Raw genomic sequence first — 19,288 nt, 5'->3', positions numbered from 1 at the left:
GCTGTCTCGGAAATAACCTGTTCGCTTTTGGCGGGTGGCTTTAATGTGCGATCAAGGTGCGGCGACGACTCATCGCATGACCACGACGGGGCGTTGAGTGTTACTCGGTCACCGCACTTTCCGAGCAAGCATCGGCAAAACCAGTACCAGCCATCCCAGCGCGCCTGGCGCTTTCATCTCTACCGCAAGCGTGGAAGTAGCGCCCCATCAGCGCACCGCAACACACAAGGAGCCTGCACAAAACGGATAGCACTCTGCACAATCCGGATATCCCCGTCCCACCCAGGGACCTAACCTGACCCGGCCTGAACAATAACAACGGAGGCCCTGGCCATGTCCCTGGGATTCGACTATCTCAATGCCTTGCTCGAGGATGACCGGGAGAAGGGCGTCTATCGCTGCAAGCGGGAGATGTTCACCGACCCGCGCCTGTTCGACCTGGAGATGAAGCACATCTTCGAGGGCAACTGGATCTACCTGGCCCACGAAAGCCAGATTCCCGCCAACAACGACTTCCTCACCCTGACCATGGGGCGCCAGCCGATCTTCATCGCGCGCAACAAGGACGGCGAACTCAATGCCTTCCTCAACGCCTGCAGCCACCGCGGCGCCATGCTCTGCCGGCACAAGCGCGGCAACCGCTCCAGCTACACCTGCCCGTTCCACGGCTGGACCTTCAACAACAGCGGCAAGCTGCTCAAGGTCAAGGACCCGGGCAACGCCGGCTACCCCGACAGCTTCAACTGCGACGGCTCCCACGACCTGACCAAGGTCGCCCGTTTCGAGTCGTACCGGGGCTTCCTGTTCGGCAGCCTGAATGCCGAGGTCAAGCCGCTGGTCGAACACCTGGGCGAGTCGGCGAAGATCATCGACATGATCGTCGACCAGTCGCCCGAGGGTCTGGAAGTGCTGCGCGGCGCAAGCTCCTACATCTATGAAGGCAACTGGAAGCTCACCGCCGAGAACGGCGCCGACGGCTACCACGTCAGCTCCGTGCACTGGAACTACGCCGCCACCCAGAACCAGCGCAAGCAGCGCGAGGCGGGCGACGAGATCAAGACCATGAGCGCCGGCGCCTGGGCCAAGCAGGGCGGCGGCTTCTACTCCTTCGAGCACGGCCACCTGCTGCTCTGGACCCGCTGGGCCAACCCCGAGGATCGCCCGGCCTACGAGCGCCGCGAGCAACTGGCCGCCGACTTCGGCCAGGCCCGCGCCGACTGGATGATCGAGAACTCGCGCAACCTGTGCCTGTACCCGAACGTCTACCTGATGGACCAGTTCAGCTCGCAGATCCGCGTGGCCCGGCCGATCTCGGTGAACAAGACCGAGATCACCATCTACTGCATCGCGCCTAAGGGTGAAAGCGCCGAGGCCCGCGCCCGGCGCATCCGCCAATACGAGGACTTCTTCAACGTCAGCGGCATGGCCACCCCGGACGATCTGGAAGAGTTCCGCTCCTGCCAGACCGGCTACGGCGCAGGTGCCGGCTGGAACGACATGTCCCGGGGCGCAAGGCACTGGATCGAAGGCGCCGACGCGGCGGCCAGCGAGATCGCGCTCAAGCCGTTGCTGTCGGGCGTGCGCACCGAAGACGAAGGCCTGTTCGTGCTGCAGCACAAGTACTGGCAGGACACCATGGTCCAGGCCCTGAAGGACGAACAACAGCTGATCCCCGTGGAGGCCGTGCAATGAGCCTGCATGACACCGTGCGCAAATTCCTCTACCGCGAGGCGCGCTACCTGGACGACGCCCAGTGGGACCAGTGGCTGGAGCTGTACGCCTGCGACGCGACCTTCTGGATGCCCTCCTGGGATGACGACGACACCCTGACCGAAGACCCGCAAAGCGAGATCTCGCTGATCTGGTACGGCAACCGTGGCGGCCTCGAGGACCGGGTGTTCCGCATCAAGACCGAGCGCTCCAGCGCCACGGTCCCGGATACCCGCACCTCGCACAATCTCAGCAACATCGAGATCGTCGCGGCGGACGAGGGCAGCTGCCAGGTGCGTTTCAACTGGCACACCCTGAGCTTTCGCTACAAGACCACCGACAGTTACTTCGGCACCAGCTTCTACACCCTCGACCTGCGCGGCGAACAGCCGCTGATCAAGGCCAAGAAGGTGGTCCTGAAGAACGACTACGTGCGCCAGGTCATCGACATCTACCACATCTGATTCACCGCCGAGCCTGTCGGTGTGCCTGATGGCGCGCCGCGCCCAGGCTCGCCCGCGAGGTGCACCATGAGCTACCAGATCGCACTGAATTTCGAGGACGGGGTCACCCGTTTCATCGAGGCCGCCGGCCACGAGACCGTGGCCGACGCCGCCTACCGCCAGGGCATCAACATCCCGCTGGACTGCCGCGACGGCGCCTGCGGCACCTGCAAGTGCAAGGCCGAGTCCGGGCACTACGAGCTGGGCGACAACTTCATCGAGGACGCCCTGAGCCAGGAGGAAATCGCCCAGGGTTACGTGCTGACCTGCCAGATGCGCGCTGCCAGCGATTGCGTGGTGCGCATCCCGGCTTCGTCGCAACTGTGCAAGACCGAGCAGGCCAGCTTTGAAGCGGCCATCAGCGACGTGCGCCAGCTGTCGGCCAGCACCATCGCCCTTTCGATCAAGGGCGAGGCGCTCAGTCGCCTGGCATTCCTGCCGGGGCAGTACGTCAATCTCAAGGTGCCGGGCAGCGAGCAGAGCCGCGCCTATTCGTTCAGTTCGCTGCCCAAGGACGGCGAAGTCAGCTTCCTGATCCGCAATGTGCCGGGCGGGCTGATGAGCAGTTTCCTGACCCAACTGGCCAAGACCGGCGACAGCCTGAGCCTGGCCGGGCCGCTGGGCAGCTTCTACCTACGGCCGATCCAGCGCCCCTTGCTGCTGCTGGCCGGCGGCACGGGCCTCGCGCCATTCACCGCAATGCTGGAGAAGATCGCCGAGCAGGGTAGTGGGCATCCGCTGCACCTTGTCTACGGGGTGACCAACGACTTCGACCTGGTCGAACTGGATCGCCTGCAAGCCCTGGCCGCGCGCATTCCCAACTTCACCTTCAGCGCCTGTGTGGCCAACCCCGACAGCCAGTATCCGCAAAAGGGCTACGTCACCCAGCACATCGAGCCACGCCACCTCAATGACGGCGATGTCGATGTGTACCTGTGCGGCCCGCCGCCGATGGTCGAGGCGGTCAGCCAGTACATCCGCGAGCAGGGCATCACCCCGGCCAATTTCTACTACGAGAAGTTCGCGGCGGCGGCCTGAAGCTTTTATGGGGCTGCCTGCATCGTGCGGGTGAGGGTGGCCTCTTTTTATTTGACTGCAAGATTGCCGGGGCCGCGTTGCGGCCCTTTCGCGACACAAGGCCGCTCCCACAGGTTCTCCTGTGCCCTGAACCCAGCGTAATACCTGTAGGAGCGGCCTTGTGTCGCGATGGAGGGCGCAGCCCTCCCGGCAATTTCGGATTCAAAGGAGATCTACATGAACAACCGATTCCAAGGCAAAGTCGCCCTGGTCACCGGCGCCGCCCAGGGCATCGGCCGCGCCGTGTGCTGGCGGCTCAAGGCCGAGGGCGCGCAGGTGGTGGCGGTGGACCGCTCCGAACTGGTCCACGAACTGGCGGGCGAGGGCGTGCTGACCCTCACCGCCGACCTCGAACGGCATGCCGACTGCACCCAGGTCATGGCCCGCGCCGTCGAGACTTTCGGCCGCCTCGACATCCTGGTCAACAACGTCGGCGGCACGATCTGGGCCAAGCCCTTTGAGCACTACCAGGTCGAGCAGATCGAGGCCGAGGTGCGCCGCTCGCTGTTCCCCACCCTATGGTGCTGCCACGCGGCGCTGCCGTACATGCTCGAACGCGGCAGCGGCGCCATCGTCAACGTCTCGTCCATCGCCACCCGGGGCGTCAACCGCGTGCCTTACGGCGCGGCCAAGGGCGGCGTCAACGCGCTCACCGCGTGCCTGGCCTTCGAAACCGCCGGGCGCGGCATCCGGGTCAACGCCACCGCTCCCGGCGGCACTGAGGCGCCACCGCGGCGCATTCCGCGCAACGAGGCCGAGCAGAGCGCCCAGGAGCGGGCCTGGTACCAGCAGATCGTCGACCAGACCCTGTCCAGCAGCCTGATGAAACGCTATGGCAGCCTCGACGAGCAGGTCGGCGCGATCCTCTTCCTGGCTTCTGACGAGGCCTCGTACATCACCGGCGTGACCCTGCCGGTGGGCGGTGGCGACCTCGGCTGAAGGCCGCCCCGGCAAGGTTTCTCTGCACACAACAAGAACAACGGAGACAGATGCCATGCGAACACTCGACGTCCACGCGATCATCGACAATGCCCGCTTCACCCCCTTCCACTGGAGGGTCATGGCCTGGTGCGGCCTGCTGCTGATCTTCGACGGCTACGACCTGTTCATCTACGGCGTGGTGCTGCCGGTGATCATGCAGGAGTGGGCGCTGACCCCGCTGCAGGCCGGCGCCCTGGGCAGCTACGCGCTGTTCGGCATGATGTTCGGCGCCCTGGCGTTCGGCAGCCTGGCCGACCGCATCGGGCGCAAGAAGGGCATCGCCCTGTGCTTCGCGCTGTTCTCGGGGGCGACCATCCTCAACGGCTTCGCCAGCAGCCCCAGCGAGTTCGGCCTCTATCGTTTCTTTGCCGGCCTCGGCTGTGGCGGGCTGATGCCCAACGCCGTGGCGCTGATGAACGAGTACGCGCCCAAGCGCCTGCGCAGCACCCTGGTGGCGATCATGTTCAGCGGCTACTCGCTGGGCGGCATGCTCTCGGCGGGCATCGGCATCCTCCTGCTGCCGCGCTTCGGTTGGGAGTCGATGTTCTTCGCTGCCGCCGTACCGCTGCTGTTCCTGCCGGTGATCCTGTTCTACCTGCCGGAGTCCATCGGCTTCCTGGTGCGCCAGGGCCGCGTCGATGAAGCGCGCCAGTTGCTCAAGCGCCTCGACCCCGATTGCGGTGTCACCGAGCACGATGACCTGGTCGTGGGGGCGGGCTTGCCCCGCGATGCCGGTAAAGCCTCATCAGTGCTCGAACTGTTCCGCAACGGCCTGGCGATCCGCACCCTGGCCCTGTGGCTGGCGTTCTTCTGCTGCCTGCTGATGGTCTACGCCCTCAGCTCCTGGCTGCCCAAGCTGATGGCCAGCGCCGGCTACAGCCTCGGCTCGAGCTTGTCGTTCCTGCTGGTGCTGAACTTCGGCGGCATGGCCGGGGCGATTCTCGGCGGCTGGCTGGGCGACCGCTACAACCTGGTCAAGGTCAAGGTGGCGTTCTTCCTCGCCGCCGCGCTGTCGATCAGCCTGCTGGGGGTGAACAGCCCGATGCCGGTGCTGTACCTGCTGATCTTCATCGCCGGCGCCACCACCATCGGCACGCAGATCCTGCTGTATGCCGGTGCCGCCCAGCTGTATGGCCTGGCGGTGCGCTCCACGGGCCTGGGCTGGGCCTCCGGCATCGGCCGCAACGGCGCCATCGTCGGGCCGTTGCTGGGCGGCGCGCTGATGGGCATCAATCTGCCGCTGCAACTGAACTTCATTGCCTTCGCCATCCCCGGCGCCGTTGCCGCGCTGGCCATGGCCGTGCACCTGGCCAGCGGCCGGCGCCACGCCCTGGCCGCAGCGGCCTGAACCCCAACCTGACTGAACTGGAGCCTGCATGACACGCCCAACCATCGACCGGCTGGAGACGCTCATCGTCGACCTGCCGACCATCCGCCCGCACAAGCTGGCCATGCACACGATGCAGCGTCAGACCCTGGTGATCCTGCGCCTGCGTTGCAGCGACGGCGTGGAAGGCATCGGTGAGGCCACCACCATCGGCGGTCTGGCCTACGGCTACGAAAGCCCCGAGGGCATCAAGGCCAATATCGACGCGCACCTGGCGCCGGCCGTGATCGGCCTGCCTGCGGGCAACATCAACGCCGCCATGCTCAGGCTGGACAAGTTGGCCAAGGGCAATACCTTCGCCAAGTCGGCAATCGAGAGCGCCTTGCTCGACGCCCAGGGCAAGCGCCTGGGGCTGCCGGTCAGCGAGCTGCTCGGCGGGCGGGTACGCGACAGCCTGGAGGTGGCCTGGACCCTGGCCAGCGGTGACACCGCCCGGGATATCGCCGAGGCCGAGCACCTGCTGGAGATCCGCCGTCACCGGCTGTTCAAGCTGAAGATCGGCGCCAACCCGCTGGAGCAGGACCTCAGTCACGTGCTGGCGATCAAGCGCGAACTGGGCGAGCGCGCCAGCGTGCGGGTCGACGTCAACCAGTACTGGGACGAGTCCCAGGCCATCCGCGCCTGCCAGGTGCTGGGCGACAACGGCGTCGACCTGGTCGAGCAGCCGATCTCGCGCATCAACCGTGGCGGCCAGGTCCGCCTCAACCAGCGCAGCCCGGCGCCGATCATGGCTGACGAGTCCATCGAGAGCGTGGAGGACGCCTTCAGCCTGGCCGCCGAGGGCGCGGCGAGTGTCTTCGCCCTGAAGATCGCCAAGAACGGCGGCCCCCGCGCCGTGCTGCGCACCGCGCAGATCGCCGAGGCCGCCGGCATCGCGCTGTATGGCGGGACCATGCTCGAAGGGGCGGTGGGCACCCTGGCCTCGGCCCATGCCTTCCTCACCCTGCGCCAGCTGACCTGGGGCACCGAGCTGTTCGGCCCGTTGCTGCTGACCGAGGACGTCGTCTGCGAGGCGCCGGTCTACCGCGATTTCCACCTGCACGTTCCGGCCACCCCCGGCTTGGGCCTGACCCTGGACGAGGCGCGGTTGTCGCGCTTCGCCCGCCGCTGAAGAAACACCCAGTCCTGTGGGAGCGGCTTTAGCCGCGAAGCAGGCGACACGGTGGATGGCACCGGCTGCGCCGGTGTTCGCGGCTGAAGCCGCTCCCACAGGGTCCCTGCCTGAATGATTCCGTCATACGTAAGGAGAGACGCCATGCTGTTCCACGTGAAGATGACCGTGAAACTGCCGGTCGACATGGACCCGGCCAAGGCCGCGCAACTGAAGGCCGATGAAAAGGAACTGGCCCAGCGCCTGCAGCGCGAGGGCACCTGGCGGCACCTGTGGCGCATCGCCGGCCACTACGCCAACTACAGCGTGTTCGACGTGCCCAGCGTCGAGGCGCTGCACGACACCCTGCTGCAACTGCCGCTGTTCCCCTACATGGACATCGAGGTCGCCGGCCTGTGCCGCCACCCCTCGTCGATCCATGCCGACGACCGCTGACCCCACACGACAAGAACAACACGAGGTACCTGATCATGACCGTGAAGATTTCCCATACCCCTGAGGTGCAGCAGTTCTTCGAAGAGGCCGCGGGCCTGCACAACGACAACGGCAGTCCGCGCCTCAAGCGTATCGTCCAGCGGGTGCTGCAGGACGCCGCGCGCCTGATCGAAGACCTGGAGATCAGCGAGGACGAGTTCTGGCACGCCGTCGATTACCTCAACCGCCTCGGCGGACGCGGCGAGGCCGGTTTGCTGGTGGCCGGGTTGGGCCTGGAGCACTTCCTCGACCTGCTGCAGGACGCCAAGGATGCCCAGGCCGGTCTGGGTGGCGGCACCCCACGCACCATCGAAGGTCCGTTGTATGTGGCGGGCGCGCCGATCACCGAGGGCGAGGCGCGCATGGACGATGGCAGCGAGGAGGGCGTGGCCACGGTGATGTTCCTCGAGGGGCAGGTGTTCGGCCCGCAGGGCCAGCCACTGGCCGGCGCCACGGTCGATCTGTGGCACGCCAACACCCGGGGCACCTACTCGTTCTTCGACCAGAGCCAGTCCGCCTACAACCTGCGTCGACGCATCGTTACCGACGCCCAGGGCCGCTACCGCGCCCGTTCGATCGTGCCGTCGGGCTACGGTTGCGACCCGCAGGGGCCGACCCAGGAGTGCCTGGACCTGCTCGGCCGCCACGGCCAGCGCCCGGCGCACATTCACTTCTTCATCTCGGCACCGGGCTACCGCCACCTGACCACCCAGATCAACCTCGCCGGCGACCGCTACCTGTGGGACGACTTCGCCTATGCCACCCGTGAAGGGCTGGTGGGCGAGGTGGTGTTGCGCGACGACGGGCAGGGGCGGGTTGCGGAACTGACCTTCGACTTCCAGCTGCAGCAGGCGCAGGACAGCGAGACCGAGCAACGTAGCTCAAGACCACGGGCCTTGCAGCAGGACTGAGGGCCTCATCGCAGGGCAAGCCCGCTCCCACAGATCAAACCGTGGCCCTTTGGTTTGCCAAGGGCCGCGTGGGAGCGGGCTTGCCCCGCGATCGAAGGCGCAGCCTTCGCCATGCCCAGGAGGAGGGCATACCAGCGTTTCACCCCCGTTCCAGCACTTCATCACATAACAACAAGATCAGAGAGCTTCGGAATGAACCACACCCCTTGCGTCGTCCTGGGCCTGACCCTGCTCAGCCCCACCCTGCTGGCCGCCGAAGGCGGCTTCCTCGAAGACGCCAAAGCCAGCCTCGGCGCGCGCAACTACTATTTCAGCCGCGACTACGGCGACATCGTCGGCGCCAACCGGCAGTCCCGGGCCGAGGAGTGGGCCCAGGGCTTCATCCTCGACTTCAAGTCCGGCTATACCCCCGGCACCGTCGGTTTTGGTGTGGACGCCCTGGGCCTGTTGGGCATCCGCCTGGACAGCAGCCCCGATCGGGTCAACAGCGGGCTGCTGCCGGTGCACGGCGATGGCCGCGCCGCGGCCGAGTACAGCCGCCTGGCGCCGACCTTCAAGGCGCGCTGGTCGAAGAGCGAACTGCGCCTGGGCGAGCTGCAACCCAACCTGCCGGTCCTCACCTTCAGCGATATCCGCCTGCTGCCGCCGACCTACCAGGGCATCAGCCTCAGCTCCGCCGAACTGGAGGGCCTGACCGTGCAGGCCGGTCACCTGGGCAGCACGCACCTGCGCAACGAGGGTGGCGACGATAGGATGAGCGCCATGCTCGGCCATGTGCCCATGCGCCAGGTACAGAGCGACGCCTTCGACTATGCGGGCGGCGACTATGGGTTCAATGCCGGCCAGAGCAGTGTCAGCCTGTGGTATGGGCAACTGGAGGATATCTACCGGCAGGGCTTTGTGGGCCTCAAGCACAGCAAGCCCGTGGGCGACTGGGTGCTCAGCGCCAACCTCGGCTACTTCAGCGCCCGCGAGGCGGGCGACGCGCGGCTGGGGCGGATCGACAACCAGGCGTTCTTCTCGCTGCTGACTGCCCGGCGTGGCGGGCACGGCTTTCATGTCGGCTACCAGGGCATCTACGGCGACAGCCCGTTTCCCCGGGTGTTCGCCAACATCTCGCCGCTGGGCAACGAGGTGCCGACCTACGAGTTCGCCTACACCGACGAGCGCTCCTGGCAGCTGCGCTACGACTACAACTTCGCCGCCCTGGGCATCCCCGGGTTGACCGCGATGGTGCGCTACATCACTGGCGACAATGTCGACACCGGGCAGGGCTTCGAAGGCCGGGATCGCGAGCGGGATATCGACCTGGGCTACGCGGTGCAGAGCGGGGTGTTCAAGGGGCTGGGGATCCGGGTGCGCAACGCCATGGCACGTTCGAACTATCGCAGCGACATCGACGAGAACCGCTTGATCCTGGTGTACACCTGGCAGCTGTTCTGACTGCCACGATGGCTATTTGCATATTCACTGGCGAAGCAGGTAGCTTGCGCAGGTCTCGCTCAGGAACCGTTCCCTTTGGACTCACTCACCCAAGCCGTACTCGGCGCCGCCCTGCAGGGCACCGTGCTGGGCCGCCTCCAGGGGCGCCGTGCGCTGCTCTACGGCGCCGCCCTTGGCACCGTGCCCGATCTGGATGTGGTGATCCGCTACGCCGATCCGGTGTCGCAGATGACCTTCCACCGTGGCTTTTCCCATTCGATCTTCGTCCTGACCGGCCTGGCCTTGCTGCTGGCCTGGCTGGTCGCCTGGCGCTGGCCGGACAAGGGCTACACCCGGCCCCGGCTGTTCCTGGCCTTCTGGCTGGCGCTGGTCACCCACCCGATTCTCGACGCGTTCACCGTCTACGGTACCCAGCTGTTCTGGCCCTTGCACCTGACGCCGGAAAGCTGGGCCGCGGTGTTCATCATCGACCCGGTATACACCGTGCCGTTGTTGCTGGCGGTCGGCTATGCGGCGGTCAAGGGCCTGAAGGGCAGGGCGACCGTGTTGCTGTCCCTGGCGCTGGCGTTCAGCACTGCATACCTGGGCTTCGGCCTGGCTGGGCGGATGGCTGCCGAGCAACGTTTCGCCATGGCCCTGCAGGCGCAAGGCGTCAGCAACAGCGAGGTCCGCGCGGTGCCCATCGCCTTCAACAGCCTGATCTGGCGAGTGCTGGCGAAAACCCCGGAGGGCGACTACTACGAGGGCGTGAGCAGCTGGTTCGACCGCGAGCCGCCCGAGATGCTGCGTCAGTCGCGCAACCTGGAGATGGCCGGGATACTGGCGGGAGCCGCGTTACACGAGCGGCTGCGCTGGTTCACCGATGACTGGTTGCGCTACGACATCATCGGCGACTCGCTGGTGGTCACCGACCTGCGCATGGGCATGCCTGGTAGCTACAGTTTCCGCTTCGAGATGGCCCGGCGTGACGCTGCCGGACAATGGGCGGTCTCCCAGCCCCGGGGTTGGATCGGTGGCGGAGCCGCGTCCCTGTTCGATGGCGGCAGGTTGGCCTTGATCTGGCGTCGCATCCTCGAGCAGCAACCGCCGCTGCCTTTGGCGGCATGGGGGACGCCGGGCTCCGGGCACTTGTGAGGCAAAAAAAGCCCGCCATGACGGCGGGCAACAAGAGGCGTAGGGAGCAACGCACAACAAATTCGGGGTCAGGCGGCGAACGTCTCGCCGAGCAGGCGGTCGGCCAGGGTCTCGGCCGAGCGGCGGCTGGTCAATGGGCCGCTGATGGTTTCACCGTTGCGCAACAGGTACCAGCAGGCCAGCAGGCCTTGTTGGCGCAGGCTGCTGGGTACCGCGCTGCCGACAACGGACATGATCTGGATCGGGGCCATGGTGTATCTCCTCTCGAACATGGCCCCACCTTACGCAGATGCCCTCAGGGTTTGAAATCAATGTCCTCGATAGTGGTCATTGCTTTTATCAACTATGCCCCTTACCAGCGTGGCGGACCGTAGTACACCGGTGGCGGGCCGTAGTAGCGACGGTACACCGGTGGCGGCGGGGCGGGGACATAGCGCTCGACCACGTAGGGCTGGTAGTAGACCGGCGGCTGTGGCGCCTGCACGTAGACCGGTGGCGGCGGGTAGTAGGCCGGCTGGCGCTCGACATAGACGGTACGGTCGTGGCCGCCCGATACCGCCGCCCCGACCACCGCGCCCACTACCGCCGCGCCGATCACTGGGCCCCGGGCCATACCAGCCGCCACCATGGGCCGATGCCTGCCCGCTGATGGCCAGCGCACCGACCAGCAGGGCGATTCCGGGGATGAAACGCTTCATGGCGAACACCTCGCAAGACAACCCCACGCACGGGGCCTGATAACTATGACCGCAGCCACGGTAAAGTGCGTGCCGGCAAAGGGTAAAGGTTGTGTAAGGGGCGATCGGCGGCAGGGTCTGGTACGCTGGAAAAATCGATTCAGCCACATGACAGAGGAACCGCGATGAGCCATTCTCCGAGCCGGGACACGGTGCTGTGCATCTCCCTGGCAGGGCGCCCCGGGACGTTCGGCGTGCGCTTTCACAACCACCTCTACCGCCAGCTCGGGCTGGATTACTACTACAAGGCCATGACCACCCATGACCTGCCCGCCGCCGTGGCCGGCATCCGCGCCCTGGGCATCCGTGGCTGCGGCGTGTCGATGCCGTACAAGGAGGCGTGCCTGGCGCTGGTGGACGAGCTCGATCCGTCCGCCGCGGCCATCGCCTCGGTGAACACCCTGGTCAACACCGATGGCCATCTCAAGGCCTACAACACCGACTACCTGGCGGTGCGCCAACTGTTGACCCGGCATGAGGTCGATCCGAGCACCGCGTTCGCCCTGCGCGGCAGCGGCGGCATGGCCAAGGCGGTGGCCAGTGCGCTGCGGGACGCAGGATTCCGTGAGGGCACCATCGTCGCCCGCAACGAGCAAGCCGGGCGGCAGTTGGCGGACACCTGCGGGTACCGCTGGTTGCCGGACCTGGGCGACCGGTGTCCGCCGATGCTGGTCAATGTCACGCCGATCGGCATGGCAGGAGGGCCTGAAGCCGAGCAGTTGGCGTTCAGCGAAACCGCCATCGCGGCGGCGCAGCAGGTATTCGACGTGGTGGCCATGCCCGTGCGCACGCCCTTGATCCGCGCCGCCGAGGCGCTGGGCAAACCGGTGATCACCGGGCTCGATGTCATCGCGTTGCAGGCGCTGGAGCAGTTCGTGCTGTATACCGGGGTGCGGCCGACGGCCGAGCAGGTGGCGGCGGCAGTGGCGCATGCCCGGGAGATCTGACCTGAAACCTTGCCCAGAAACATCAGACTTAATCGCTTTCTTCTGACCCTGGTCGGGGTGGTGGAGAGCGACCCACGCATGGTCTGGGCCGCTCACTATCTCAGTGCCCTGGCCAAGGCGTTGATGGACGATGCCGAACTGGGCCCGGCTTGTAATCGCCGGGGCTGCCTTGCAGCCCTTTCGCGGCACAAGGCCGCTCCTACAGGGGCGCGCGATCCTCTGTAGGAGCGGCCTTGTGCCGCGAAAGGGTCGCAAAGCGACCCCGGCAATCTTGAAAACCGCAAAAGCCTTGAAAAGCGGCGCAAAGCGCCCCCGTCTTTGGGGCAGCCTCCCCAATACTCTCCACTTGTTTCTCCAACACACTGATTCAAAACACTTTTATTGATGGCATAACGCTTGCTTCCACCCTCCACAGAACCCTTGAGCCCCGTGGAGGTGCAGCATGGTCATCCCGCTCGAAGGCGCTGCCCCGTGCGCGCCCACCCGTGCCAGCGGAGCGCGGGCATGAACCGCAAGCTGCGCCCAGCCTACCTGGGCCTGCTGCTGGGCACCGCGCTGATCGGCCTCGGCGTGGCCTACGAAAAGCTCTGGTGCGACCCCCGCGAACTGCTGCAGGAGGCCGCCGATCCCCAGGCCTTGCACACGCTCAGCCGCGACGGCGTCACCGTGGAGTTCGAGGCGCGCCCCCTCGGCGGCGGTGAACTGCGCGAGGGCGACTTTGCCAACATCCGCTTCAAGGTCAGCGACCAGTCAAGCGGCCAGCCGCTGTCGGGCATGGCCCCCGGCGCCTGGCTCGACCCTGCGCAGTCGGCACCGGTCGGTGACCGCGACAGCAGCTGCAAGGCGCGGGTGGCGCTGTTCCTCAAGAGCAGCATCGGCGCTCGCCCTTTGCTCGATCTGAACAGTTACTTCCTGTTGGTGCTGAACAAGGACGCGAGCCTCACCGTGATCGACCCGACCGTGTCGGTGGGCGGGGTCACCAGCACCCTGGCGCGCATCGACCTGCCGGGGCGGCCCATGGACTGGGTGGCCACCGGCGATGACAAGCAGGTGTTCGTGTCCATGCCCGAACGCAACCAGGTGGCGCTGATCGACACCGAGACCTTCACCCGCGTGGCCACCCTGGAGGCCGGCGAGCAGCCGCTGCGGGTGGCGCTGCAACCCGACCAGCGCCTGCTGTGGGTGGGCAACAACAGCCAGGACCCGGCCAAGGGCGGGGTAACGGTGATCGACGTGCCCAGCCGCACCAAGCTCAAGTCGTTCGTCACCGGCTCCGGCCACCACGAGATCGCCTTCAGCGCCGATTCGCGTTTCGCCTTCGTCAGCAACCGCGACGGCGGCACCCTGAGCGTCATCGACACCGCCCAGATGCGTCTGGTGAAGACCCTCGAAGTCGGCCCGCATCCGCTGGCGGTGGCCTACTCGCCCTTGTCGCAGGCGGTGTATGTGGTCGATGGCCAGGAGGGCTCGGTGCGGGTGATCGATGCGCGCAGCCATAGCCTGCGCCATACGGTCAAGGCCGAGCAGGGCCTGGGGCCGATGCGCTTCAGCCACGATGGCCGCTACGGCGTGGTGCTCAATACCCTGGAGAACCAGGCGCTGGTGATAGATGCCAGTACCGACCAGCTGATCCACCGCATCCCGGTGGCCGCCGAGCCTTACCAGCTGACCTTTACCAAGGCTTACGCCTACGTGCGCGGCCTGGCCTCACCGAAGGTGAGCATGATCAACCTGGCAAGCCTCGGGCAGGGGCGCACGCCGATCGTCCAGGGCTTCGAGGCCGGCCCGGCGGCGCCGCGCCAGGCCGGCGACCTGCCGCTGGCCCAGGGGGTGAGCATCTCCCGCGACGACAACTCGGTGTTCGTGGTCAACCCGGTGGACAACACCACCTACTTCTACGCCGAGGGCATGAACGCACCGATGTCGGGCTACAACAACCGCGGCCACCAGGCCCGCGCCGCGCTGGTCGTCGATCGCAGCCTGCGCGAGGTGGCGCCGGGGGTGTATGGCTCGACGGTCAAGCTGCCGGCGGCCGGCACCTTCGACGTGGCGTTCCTGCTCAACCAGCCGCAGATCATCCACTGCTTCAGCACCGAGGTCGCGGCGCTGCCGCAGTCGAGCCTGCGCAAGCGGGCCCATGCCGAGTTCATCGGCACCGCCCGGCCGTTGCAGCAGCACGCGCCCTACATGGCCCAGGTACGCATCCTCGGCGAGGACGGCAAGCCGCGCCACGGGCTCGATGACCTGAGCCTGCGCTACTTCCTGGCGCCTTCGTCGCTGCCGCGTGACGTGGCGCTGGTCGAGGTGGGCGACGGGCTCTACCAGGCACCGCTGGAGCTGGCCGAGGCCGGCGCCTGGTACCTGCACGTGCAGTCGCCCAGCCTCGGGCGCGCCTTCACCGAAGACAACTACACCAGCCTGCGCGTCCTGCCGGCCGCAGCAAAGCCCAGTACTTCCCAAGGGGAAGCCAGGAGTGTGCGATGACGCGTCTGCATGGCGGAAAACTACTGGGCCTGAGCCTGCTGCTGGCCAGCAACCTGGCCCTGGCCCACGCTGGTCACGATCACGGCGGCCAGCCCGAGCAACCCCCGGCCGCACGCCAGGAGAAAGCCAGCGTGCGCTTCGCCGACGTGGCGCTGCTGGACCAGGACGGCATGCCTGTGCGTCTGGAGCAAGACCTGGTGGGCGATCACCTGGTGGTCATGGGCTTCATCTACACCAGCTGTACCACGGTGTGCCCGGTGGTCTCGTCGATCATGAGCAAGGTCCAGCAGCAGCTGGGCGGGCGGGTGGGCGAGGAGATCCGCCTGGTATCGATCAGCGTCGACCCGCAGCGCGACGACTCGAAACGCCTGGCCGGCTATGCCCGGGCGTTCCAGCACGGGCCGGGGTGGAGCTGGCTGACCGGTTCGCCCTATGCCATCAGCGAGACGCTCAAGGGGCTGGGCAGCTTCAGCGCCAACCTCAGCGAGCACCCGCCGCTGATCCTGGTCGGGGACGGTCGCAGCGGGCACTGGACGCGCTACTACGGTTTCACCGACCCCAACGTGTTGATCGGCGAGATCAACCGCCTGAGCGCGCGCCGGGTGCACGCCAAGAGCACGGCCATCGCCGGCCAGGAGGTGCGGCCATGAGCGCGCAGACCTCCCGCCATGCCGGCATGCGCAGCCTCGACTGGCTGGTGCTCGGCGGCTGCCTGTGGATCCTCGCTTCGGTCGCGTTCGCCCACGAGGGCCACGCGCCGGCACCGCAACCCGCGCCGCAGCCCATGGTTAGCGGCGGCGGTACCCGCGATGCGCAGACCTGGTTCACCGACACCGTGCTCAAGGACCAGGACGGCCGCGAACTGCGCTTCTACAGCGATGTGCTCAAGGACAAGGTGGTGATGCTCAACGTGATCTTCACCCACTGCAACGACGCCTGCCCGCTGATCACCCGCAAGTTGCGCGAGGTGCGCGAGGCCATGGGCACCGAGCTTGCGGCGCAGGTGACCTTCGTCTCGGTGAGCAGCGATCCGCTGAACGACACGCCCGAGGTGCTCAAGGCGTTTGCCCGCAAGCAAGGGGTGGACGGGCCGAACTGGCTGTTCCTGACCGGCGACAAGGCCAGCGTCGACCTGGTGCTCGGGCGCCTGGGGCAGTTCCTGCCCAGCCCAGAGCAGCATTCGACGCAGTTGATCGCCGGTGATGTGGCAGGCAAGCGCTGGAGCAAGATCCGCCCCGATGCACCGCCTGCCGCCATCGCCCAGCGCATGCAGCTGCTGGCCCAGCCGCTGGCGGGGCGGTGAACATCATGAAGCCCTGGGCAATCGGGCGGTACGGCCCCTGTGGGAGCGGGTTTACCCGCGAATGCGTCAGTGAGCCCAGTGCAGCATTCGCGGGTAAACCCGCTCCCACAGGAGGCGCTGCAGGCATCAGAAATGGCCTGCCCCTGTACCTGATGTTGATCCTGATGATGTGCAACACCTCGCACGCACTGGATCTGACGGCCCAGGAGCAAGCGGGCAAACGCCTCTACCGCGAAGGCCTCTCCAGCAGCGACGCCCAGTTGCTGGCCCGGGTCGGCCCCGCTGACATGAGCGTGCCGGCCAGCGTGCTGCCCTGTGCCAGTTGCCACGGCAACGACGGGCGCGGCCGCAGCGAAGGCGGGGTACGCCCGCCGAGCCTGGACTGGCAGCGCCTGGCCCTCGGCCCAGGCGATCGCGAGGTCAACAACCGACGCTACCCGGCCTATACCGAAGCCAGCCTGGCGCGGGTTGTGCGCAGCGGCGTCGATCCCGCCGGCAACCACCTGGACCCGGCCATGCCACGCTTCGAGCTGAGCCTGGCCGACCAGCGCAACCTGGCGGCCTACCTCAAGCGCCTGGGCGAAGACCGCGACCCGGGCGTGGAGGAGGGCACCCTGCGCCTCGGTACCTTGCTGCCCGAACAGGGCCCGCTGGCCGAGGCCGGGCGAACGGTGCGGGCGGTGCTGGAGGATGGTGTCGCTCAGCTGAACCAGGCGGGGGGCATCCATGGCCGTCGACTGCAGCTGATCGCGCTGGACCCTGGGCCGGATCCGGCCAGTACCGCACAGGCGCTGGACCAGCTGATCCAGCGCGAGCAGGTTTTCGCCCTGATCGCGCCCGTGGCACCACTGCTCGACAGTCGCCAGCTGGAACAGGCGAGCCTGCCGCTGATCGGCGCCACGCCGCGCAGTGGCGGCAACGCGCAGGTGTTCGACCCTTTGCCGGGCGTGCCCGAGCAATTGCTCAGCGTGGCCTTGCATGCCCGCGACAGCCTTGGCCTGGCAGCCGATGCCGTGCAGGTGATCTACGCCGGTGACGACCAGGCCGAGGCGGCGCAGGTTGTACAACAGCGCTTGCGCCAGTTGGGCTTTACCGGCGTATCCGCGCAAGCGTTCACCGGCCAGGCACTGGCGGGCGAGGGCATCGTCTTCCTGGGGCGCGCCCAGGCGTTTGCCGAGCTGGCCGCCAGCCTGCAGGCCGCCGGACGCAACCCATACCTGCTGGCCGCGTCGAGCCAGGTGGCCGGTGCCGTGCCGGGGCTGGCACCGGCCTGGTCGCGACGCGTGCTGCTGGCCTATCCGTTCGTGCCTGGCGACTGGACCGCGAGGGGCCGGGCCACCCTGGCCGGCGTGCAGCAGCGCCAGGGGCTGGAACCGCGCCAGGCGTCGCTGCAGGTGAGCACGCTGTGCGCCTGGCAGTTGCTGGTCGAAGCCCTGAAACAGGTGGGGCGCGACGCCAGCCGTGAACAACTGCTCGGCGCCCTGGAACAGTTGCATGACGTCGAGACCGGGCTGACGCCGTTGCTGGGCTTCGGCCCTGGGCGCCGCCAGGGCATGGCCGGCGCCCATGTGGTGGCGGTGAGCCTGCCGGGGCCGGGCTATGTCGAGGTGGCGCCGTATCGTCCGGTGCCGGACTCACCATGATCCCTTCAGGAGTGGATGACCATGCGCGTACTGATTGCCTGCCTGCTGTCACTGCTTGCCCTGGCAAGCCACGCCGACACGCCGGCGGCGCGGGTCAATGGCGTAGACATCGGCGTGCTGCGGCTGGAGCGCTACTTCAGCGAATACCTGCAGGTCCAGGGGCGGGCGGTGGCGAGCATCCGCAACCCCAACCTTTACCAGCGCTTGCGCGAGCAGGCCCTGGATGAACTGATCGACAAGGAGCTGCTATGGCAGGAGGCCAAGCGCCAGGGCGTCGAGATCAGCGAGGCGCAGCTGACGGCCCGGGTCGGCGAGGTGGAGGCGGCCTTCGGCAGTCCCGCGGTGTTCGAGCGCCGCCTGGAGGAGGCGGGCTTCGATCGGCGCAGCTTCGCTGACTACACTCGTCAGGAGATGGCCGCCCAGCAGGTCTACGCCCGGCTGACGGCGGTGGTCGAGCCCAGCGAAGCCGAGGTCGCGGCCTTCCATCAGGCCAATCGGCAAAGACTGCAAGGGATGCAGAACCAAAGTGATAATACTTCTGTCTTACCTGAACACGGCCTGCGCCTGGCCAGGGCAGCGCTCGTCGCGCAATTGCAGGCCCAGGCGCGTCAAGCGGTGCGCCAACGTTTGCGTGATTCCGCTACAGTGGAGCGCGGCGATTGAAGCCGCGCCAGGGCGTTCCCCCACTGTTGGGGAATGCCCCAAAGGCAAAGTGCCATCAGCTTCCCCGGTTGTGGGGGACGGCCTGCCGGCACGGCTTGAAGTGGATTGAAAGCGACAACGATATCAATGACTTGAAAGCGGTGCGCAATGACTTTTCATGCCTGGCACGAAGCCTGCTCAAGCCTCTACAAGGCCGCACTTCGCAGACCGGGAAACCGGGCAGTTCATGGGAGTGGACCTTGGTGAACAGAGTATTGGTAGTCGATGACGAACAGACCCTTGCGCAGAACCTGCAAGCGTATCTGCAGGCGCAAGGCCTGGAGGTCCCATCTCGCCCATGACGGTGCCAGCGGCATCGATCAGGCCGAGAACCTGGCACCGGACGTGATCGTGCTGGATTACCGCTTGCCCGACATGGAGGGGTTTCAGGTCCTGGAGACCGTGCGCAGGAACAGGTCGTGTCATTTCGTGCTGATCACCGCCCACCCGACCGCCGAGGTCCGTGAGCGCGCCGCCGAGCTGGGTGTGACCCATGTCCTGTTCAAGCCGTTCCCGCTGATGGAACTGGCCCGCGCCGTCTTCGACCTGATGGGCATCGAGCGCCAGCGCAGGAGCACCGACCAGCCGGCCACGGGGTTCGTCGAACGACGCCAGAACAGGAACGAGTCGTTCCCCTTGCAGTTGTACGATGGCAGCTGGGTCCTGGCCGACCGCCGACGCAACGGCGCCAGGCCTCCCGAACCTGACGACGATCAACTGCTCACCGGGGAATAGCGGCGC

Annotated in this window: 17 protein-coding genes and 3 pseudogenes; 18 read left to right on the top strand and 2 right to left on the bottom strand. The window is 66.8% G+C overall.

Annotated elements, in window-relative coordinates; all coding sequences use genetic code 11:
• Positions 1 to 333 precede the first annotated feature (333 nt).
• The 10 genes from benA (at position 334) to ACZ899_RS06660 (ending at position 10,731) form a co-directional block, all read left to right on the top strand.
• The gene (benA, locus tag ACZ899_RS06705; protein WP_203646751.1) at positions 334 to 1,692 is read left to right on the top strand and encodes a benzoate 1,2-dioxygenase large subunit; all 1,359 of its coding nucleotides are present in this window, start codon (positions 334 to 336) and stop codon (positions 1,690 to 1,692) included.
• Entirely contained in the window at positions 1,689 to 2,174 is a 486-nt protein-coding gene (benB, locus tag ACZ899_RS06700; protein WP_234560991.1) for a benzoate 1,2-dioxygenase small subunit, read from the top strand. The genes benA and benB overlap by 4 nt, the downstream gene beginning before the upstream one ends.
• 66 nt (positions 2,175 to 2,240) lie before the next feature.
• Positions 2,241 to 3,251 carry a benzoate 1,2-dioxygenase electron transfer component BenC gene (gene benC / locus ACZ899_RS06695; RefSeq protein ID WP_234560990.1) on the top strand — a complete coding sequence of 337 codons (1,011 nt, stop codon included), beginning with the start codon at positions 2,241 to 2,243 and terminating at the stop codon, positions 3,249 to 3,251.
• Between the two features lie 216 nt (positions 3,252 to 3,467).
• Positions 3,468 to 4,229, top strand: a complete 762-nt coding sequence (locus ACZ899_RS06690; protein ID WP_234560989.1) for a 1,6-dihydroxycyclohexa-2,4-diene-1-carboxylate dehydrogenase — start codon at positions 3,468 to 3,470, stop codon at positions 4,227 to 4,229.
• 55 nt (positions 4,230 to 4,284) lie between these two features.
• On the top strand, positions 4,285 to 5,619 hold the full coding sequence (locus tag ACZ899_RS06685) for an MFS transporter (protein ID WP_232855140.1): 1,335 nt from the start codon (positions 4,285 to 4,287) through the stop codon (positions 5,617 to 5,619).
• A gap of 28 nt (positions 5,620 to 5,647) precedes the next feature.
• The gene (locus tag ACZ899_RS06680; protein ID WP_234560988.1) at positions 5,648 to 6,769 is read left to right on the top strand and encodes a muconate cycloisomerase family protein; all 1,122 of its coding nucleotides are present in this window, start codon (positions 5,648 to 5,650) and stop codon (positions 6,767 to 6,769) included.
• 144 nt (positions 6,770 to 6,913) lie between these two features.
• Positions 6,914 to 7,204: a muconolactone Delta-isomerase gene (gene catC, locus ACZ899_RS06675; protein WP_203646744.1), complete on the top strand. Its 291-nt coding sequence runs from the start codon at positions 6,914 to 6,916 to the stop codon at positions 7,202 to 7,204.
• A 35-nt stretch (positions 7,205 to 7,239) separates the two neighbouring features.
• Entirely contained in the window at positions 7,240 to 8,154 is a 915-nt protein-coding gene (catA, locus tag ACZ899_RS06670) for a catechol 1,2-dioxygenase (RefSeq protein WP_234560987.1), read from the top strand.
• 192 nt (positions 8,155 to 8,346) lie between these two features.
• On the top strand, positions 8,347 to 9,597 hold the full coding sequence (locus tag ACZ899_RS06665; protein WP_234560986.1) for an OprD family porin: 1,251 nt from the start codon (positions 8,347 to 8,349) through the stop codon (positions 9,595 to 9,597).
• Between the two features lie 75 nt (positions 9,598 to 9,672).
• Entirely contained in the window at positions 9,673 to 10,731 is a 1,059-nt protein-coding gene (locus tag ACZ899_RS06660; RefSeq protein ID WP_234560985.1) for a metal-dependent hydrolase, read from the top strand.
• A 68-nt stretch (positions 10,732 to 10,799) separates the two neighbouring features.
• Here ACZ899_RS06660 and ACZ899_RS06655 read toward each other — a convergent pair whose 3' ends face one another.
• The gene (locus ACZ899_RS06655; protein WP_203646739.1) at positions 10,800 to 10,982 is read right to left on the bottom strand and encodes a hypothetical protein; all 183 of its coding nucleotides are present in this window, start codon (positions 10,980 to 10,982) and stop codon (positions 10,800 to 10,802) included.
• Between the two features lie 101 nt (positions 10,983 to 11,083).
• Positions 11,084 to 11,429, bottom strand: a pseudogene (locus tag ACZ899_RS06650) (hypothetical protein).
• A gap of 164 nt (positions 11,430 to 11,593) precedes the next feature.
• Here ACZ899_RS06650 and ACZ899_RS06645 point away from each other — a divergent pair.
• The 8 genes and pseudogenes from ACZ899_RS06645 (at position 11,594) to ACZ899_RS06610 (ending at position 19,282) form a co-directional block, all read left to right on the top strand.
• Complete coding sequence (locus tag ACZ899_RS06645; protein WP_232855128.1) at positions 11,594 to 12,415, top strand: shikimate 5-dehydrogenase; 822 nt, start codon at positions 11,594 to 11,596, stop codon at positions 12,413 to 12,415.
• A 69-nt stretch (positions 12,416 to 12,484) separates the two neighbouring features.
• Positions 12,485 to 12,559: pseudogene (locus ACZ899_RS06640) on the top strand (DUF3077 domain-containing protein); the annotation flags it as partial.
• 360 nt (positions 12,560 to 12,919) lie between these two features.
• The gene (locus tag ACZ899_RS06635) at positions 12,920 to 14,899 is read left to right on the top strand and encodes a cytochrome D1 domain-containing protein (RefSeq protein ID WP_234560983.1); all 1,980 of its coding nucleotides are present in this window, start codon (positions 12,920 to 12,922) and stop codon (positions 14,897 to 14,899) included.
• Positions 14,896 to 15,549: an SCO family protein gene (locus ACZ899_RS06630; RefSeq protein WP_203646734.1), complete on the top strand. Its 654-nt coding sequence runs from the start codon at positions 14,896 to 14,898 to the stop codon at positions 15,547 to 15,549. The genes ACZ899_RS06635 and ACZ899_RS06630 overlap by 4 nt, the downstream gene beginning before the upstream one ends.
• Positions 15,546 to 16,202 carry an SCO family protein gene (locus tag ACZ899_RS06625; RefSeq protein WP_234560982.1) on the top strand — a complete coding sequence of 219 codons (657 nt, stop codon included), beginning with the start codon at positions 15,546 to 15,548 and terminating at the stop codon, positions 16,200 to 16,202. The genes ACZ899_RS06630 and ACZ899_RS06625 overlap by 4 nt, the downstream gene beginning before the upstream one ends.
• A 152-nt stretch (positions 16,203 to 16,354) precedes the next feature.
• A complete protein-coding gene (locus ACZ899_RS06620) occupies positions 16,355 to 17,845 on the top strand; it encodes a cytochrome c/ABC transporter substrate-binding protein (protein ID WP_442799928.1) in 1,491 nt (496 codons plus the stop codon).
• Positions 17,846 to 17,866: 21 nt separating this feature from the next.
• The gene (locus ACZ899_RS06615; protein ID WP_234560981.1) at positions 17,867 to 18,508 is read left to right on the top strand and encodes a SurA N-terminal domain-containing protein; all 642 of its coding nucleotides are present in this window, start codon (positions 17,867 to 17,869) and stop codon (positions 18,506 to 18,508) included.
• A 239-nt stretch (positions 18,509 to 18,747) separates the two neighbouring features.
• Positions 18,748 to 19,282 (top strand): annotated as a pseudogene (locus tag ACZ899_RS06610) (response regulator).
• Positions 19,283 to 19,288: the final 6 nt, after the last annotated feature.

This window comes from Pseudomonas sp. TE31087 (genome assembly GCF_057284075.1).
This window is presented reverse-complemented; position numbering and strand designations above follow the sequence as displayed.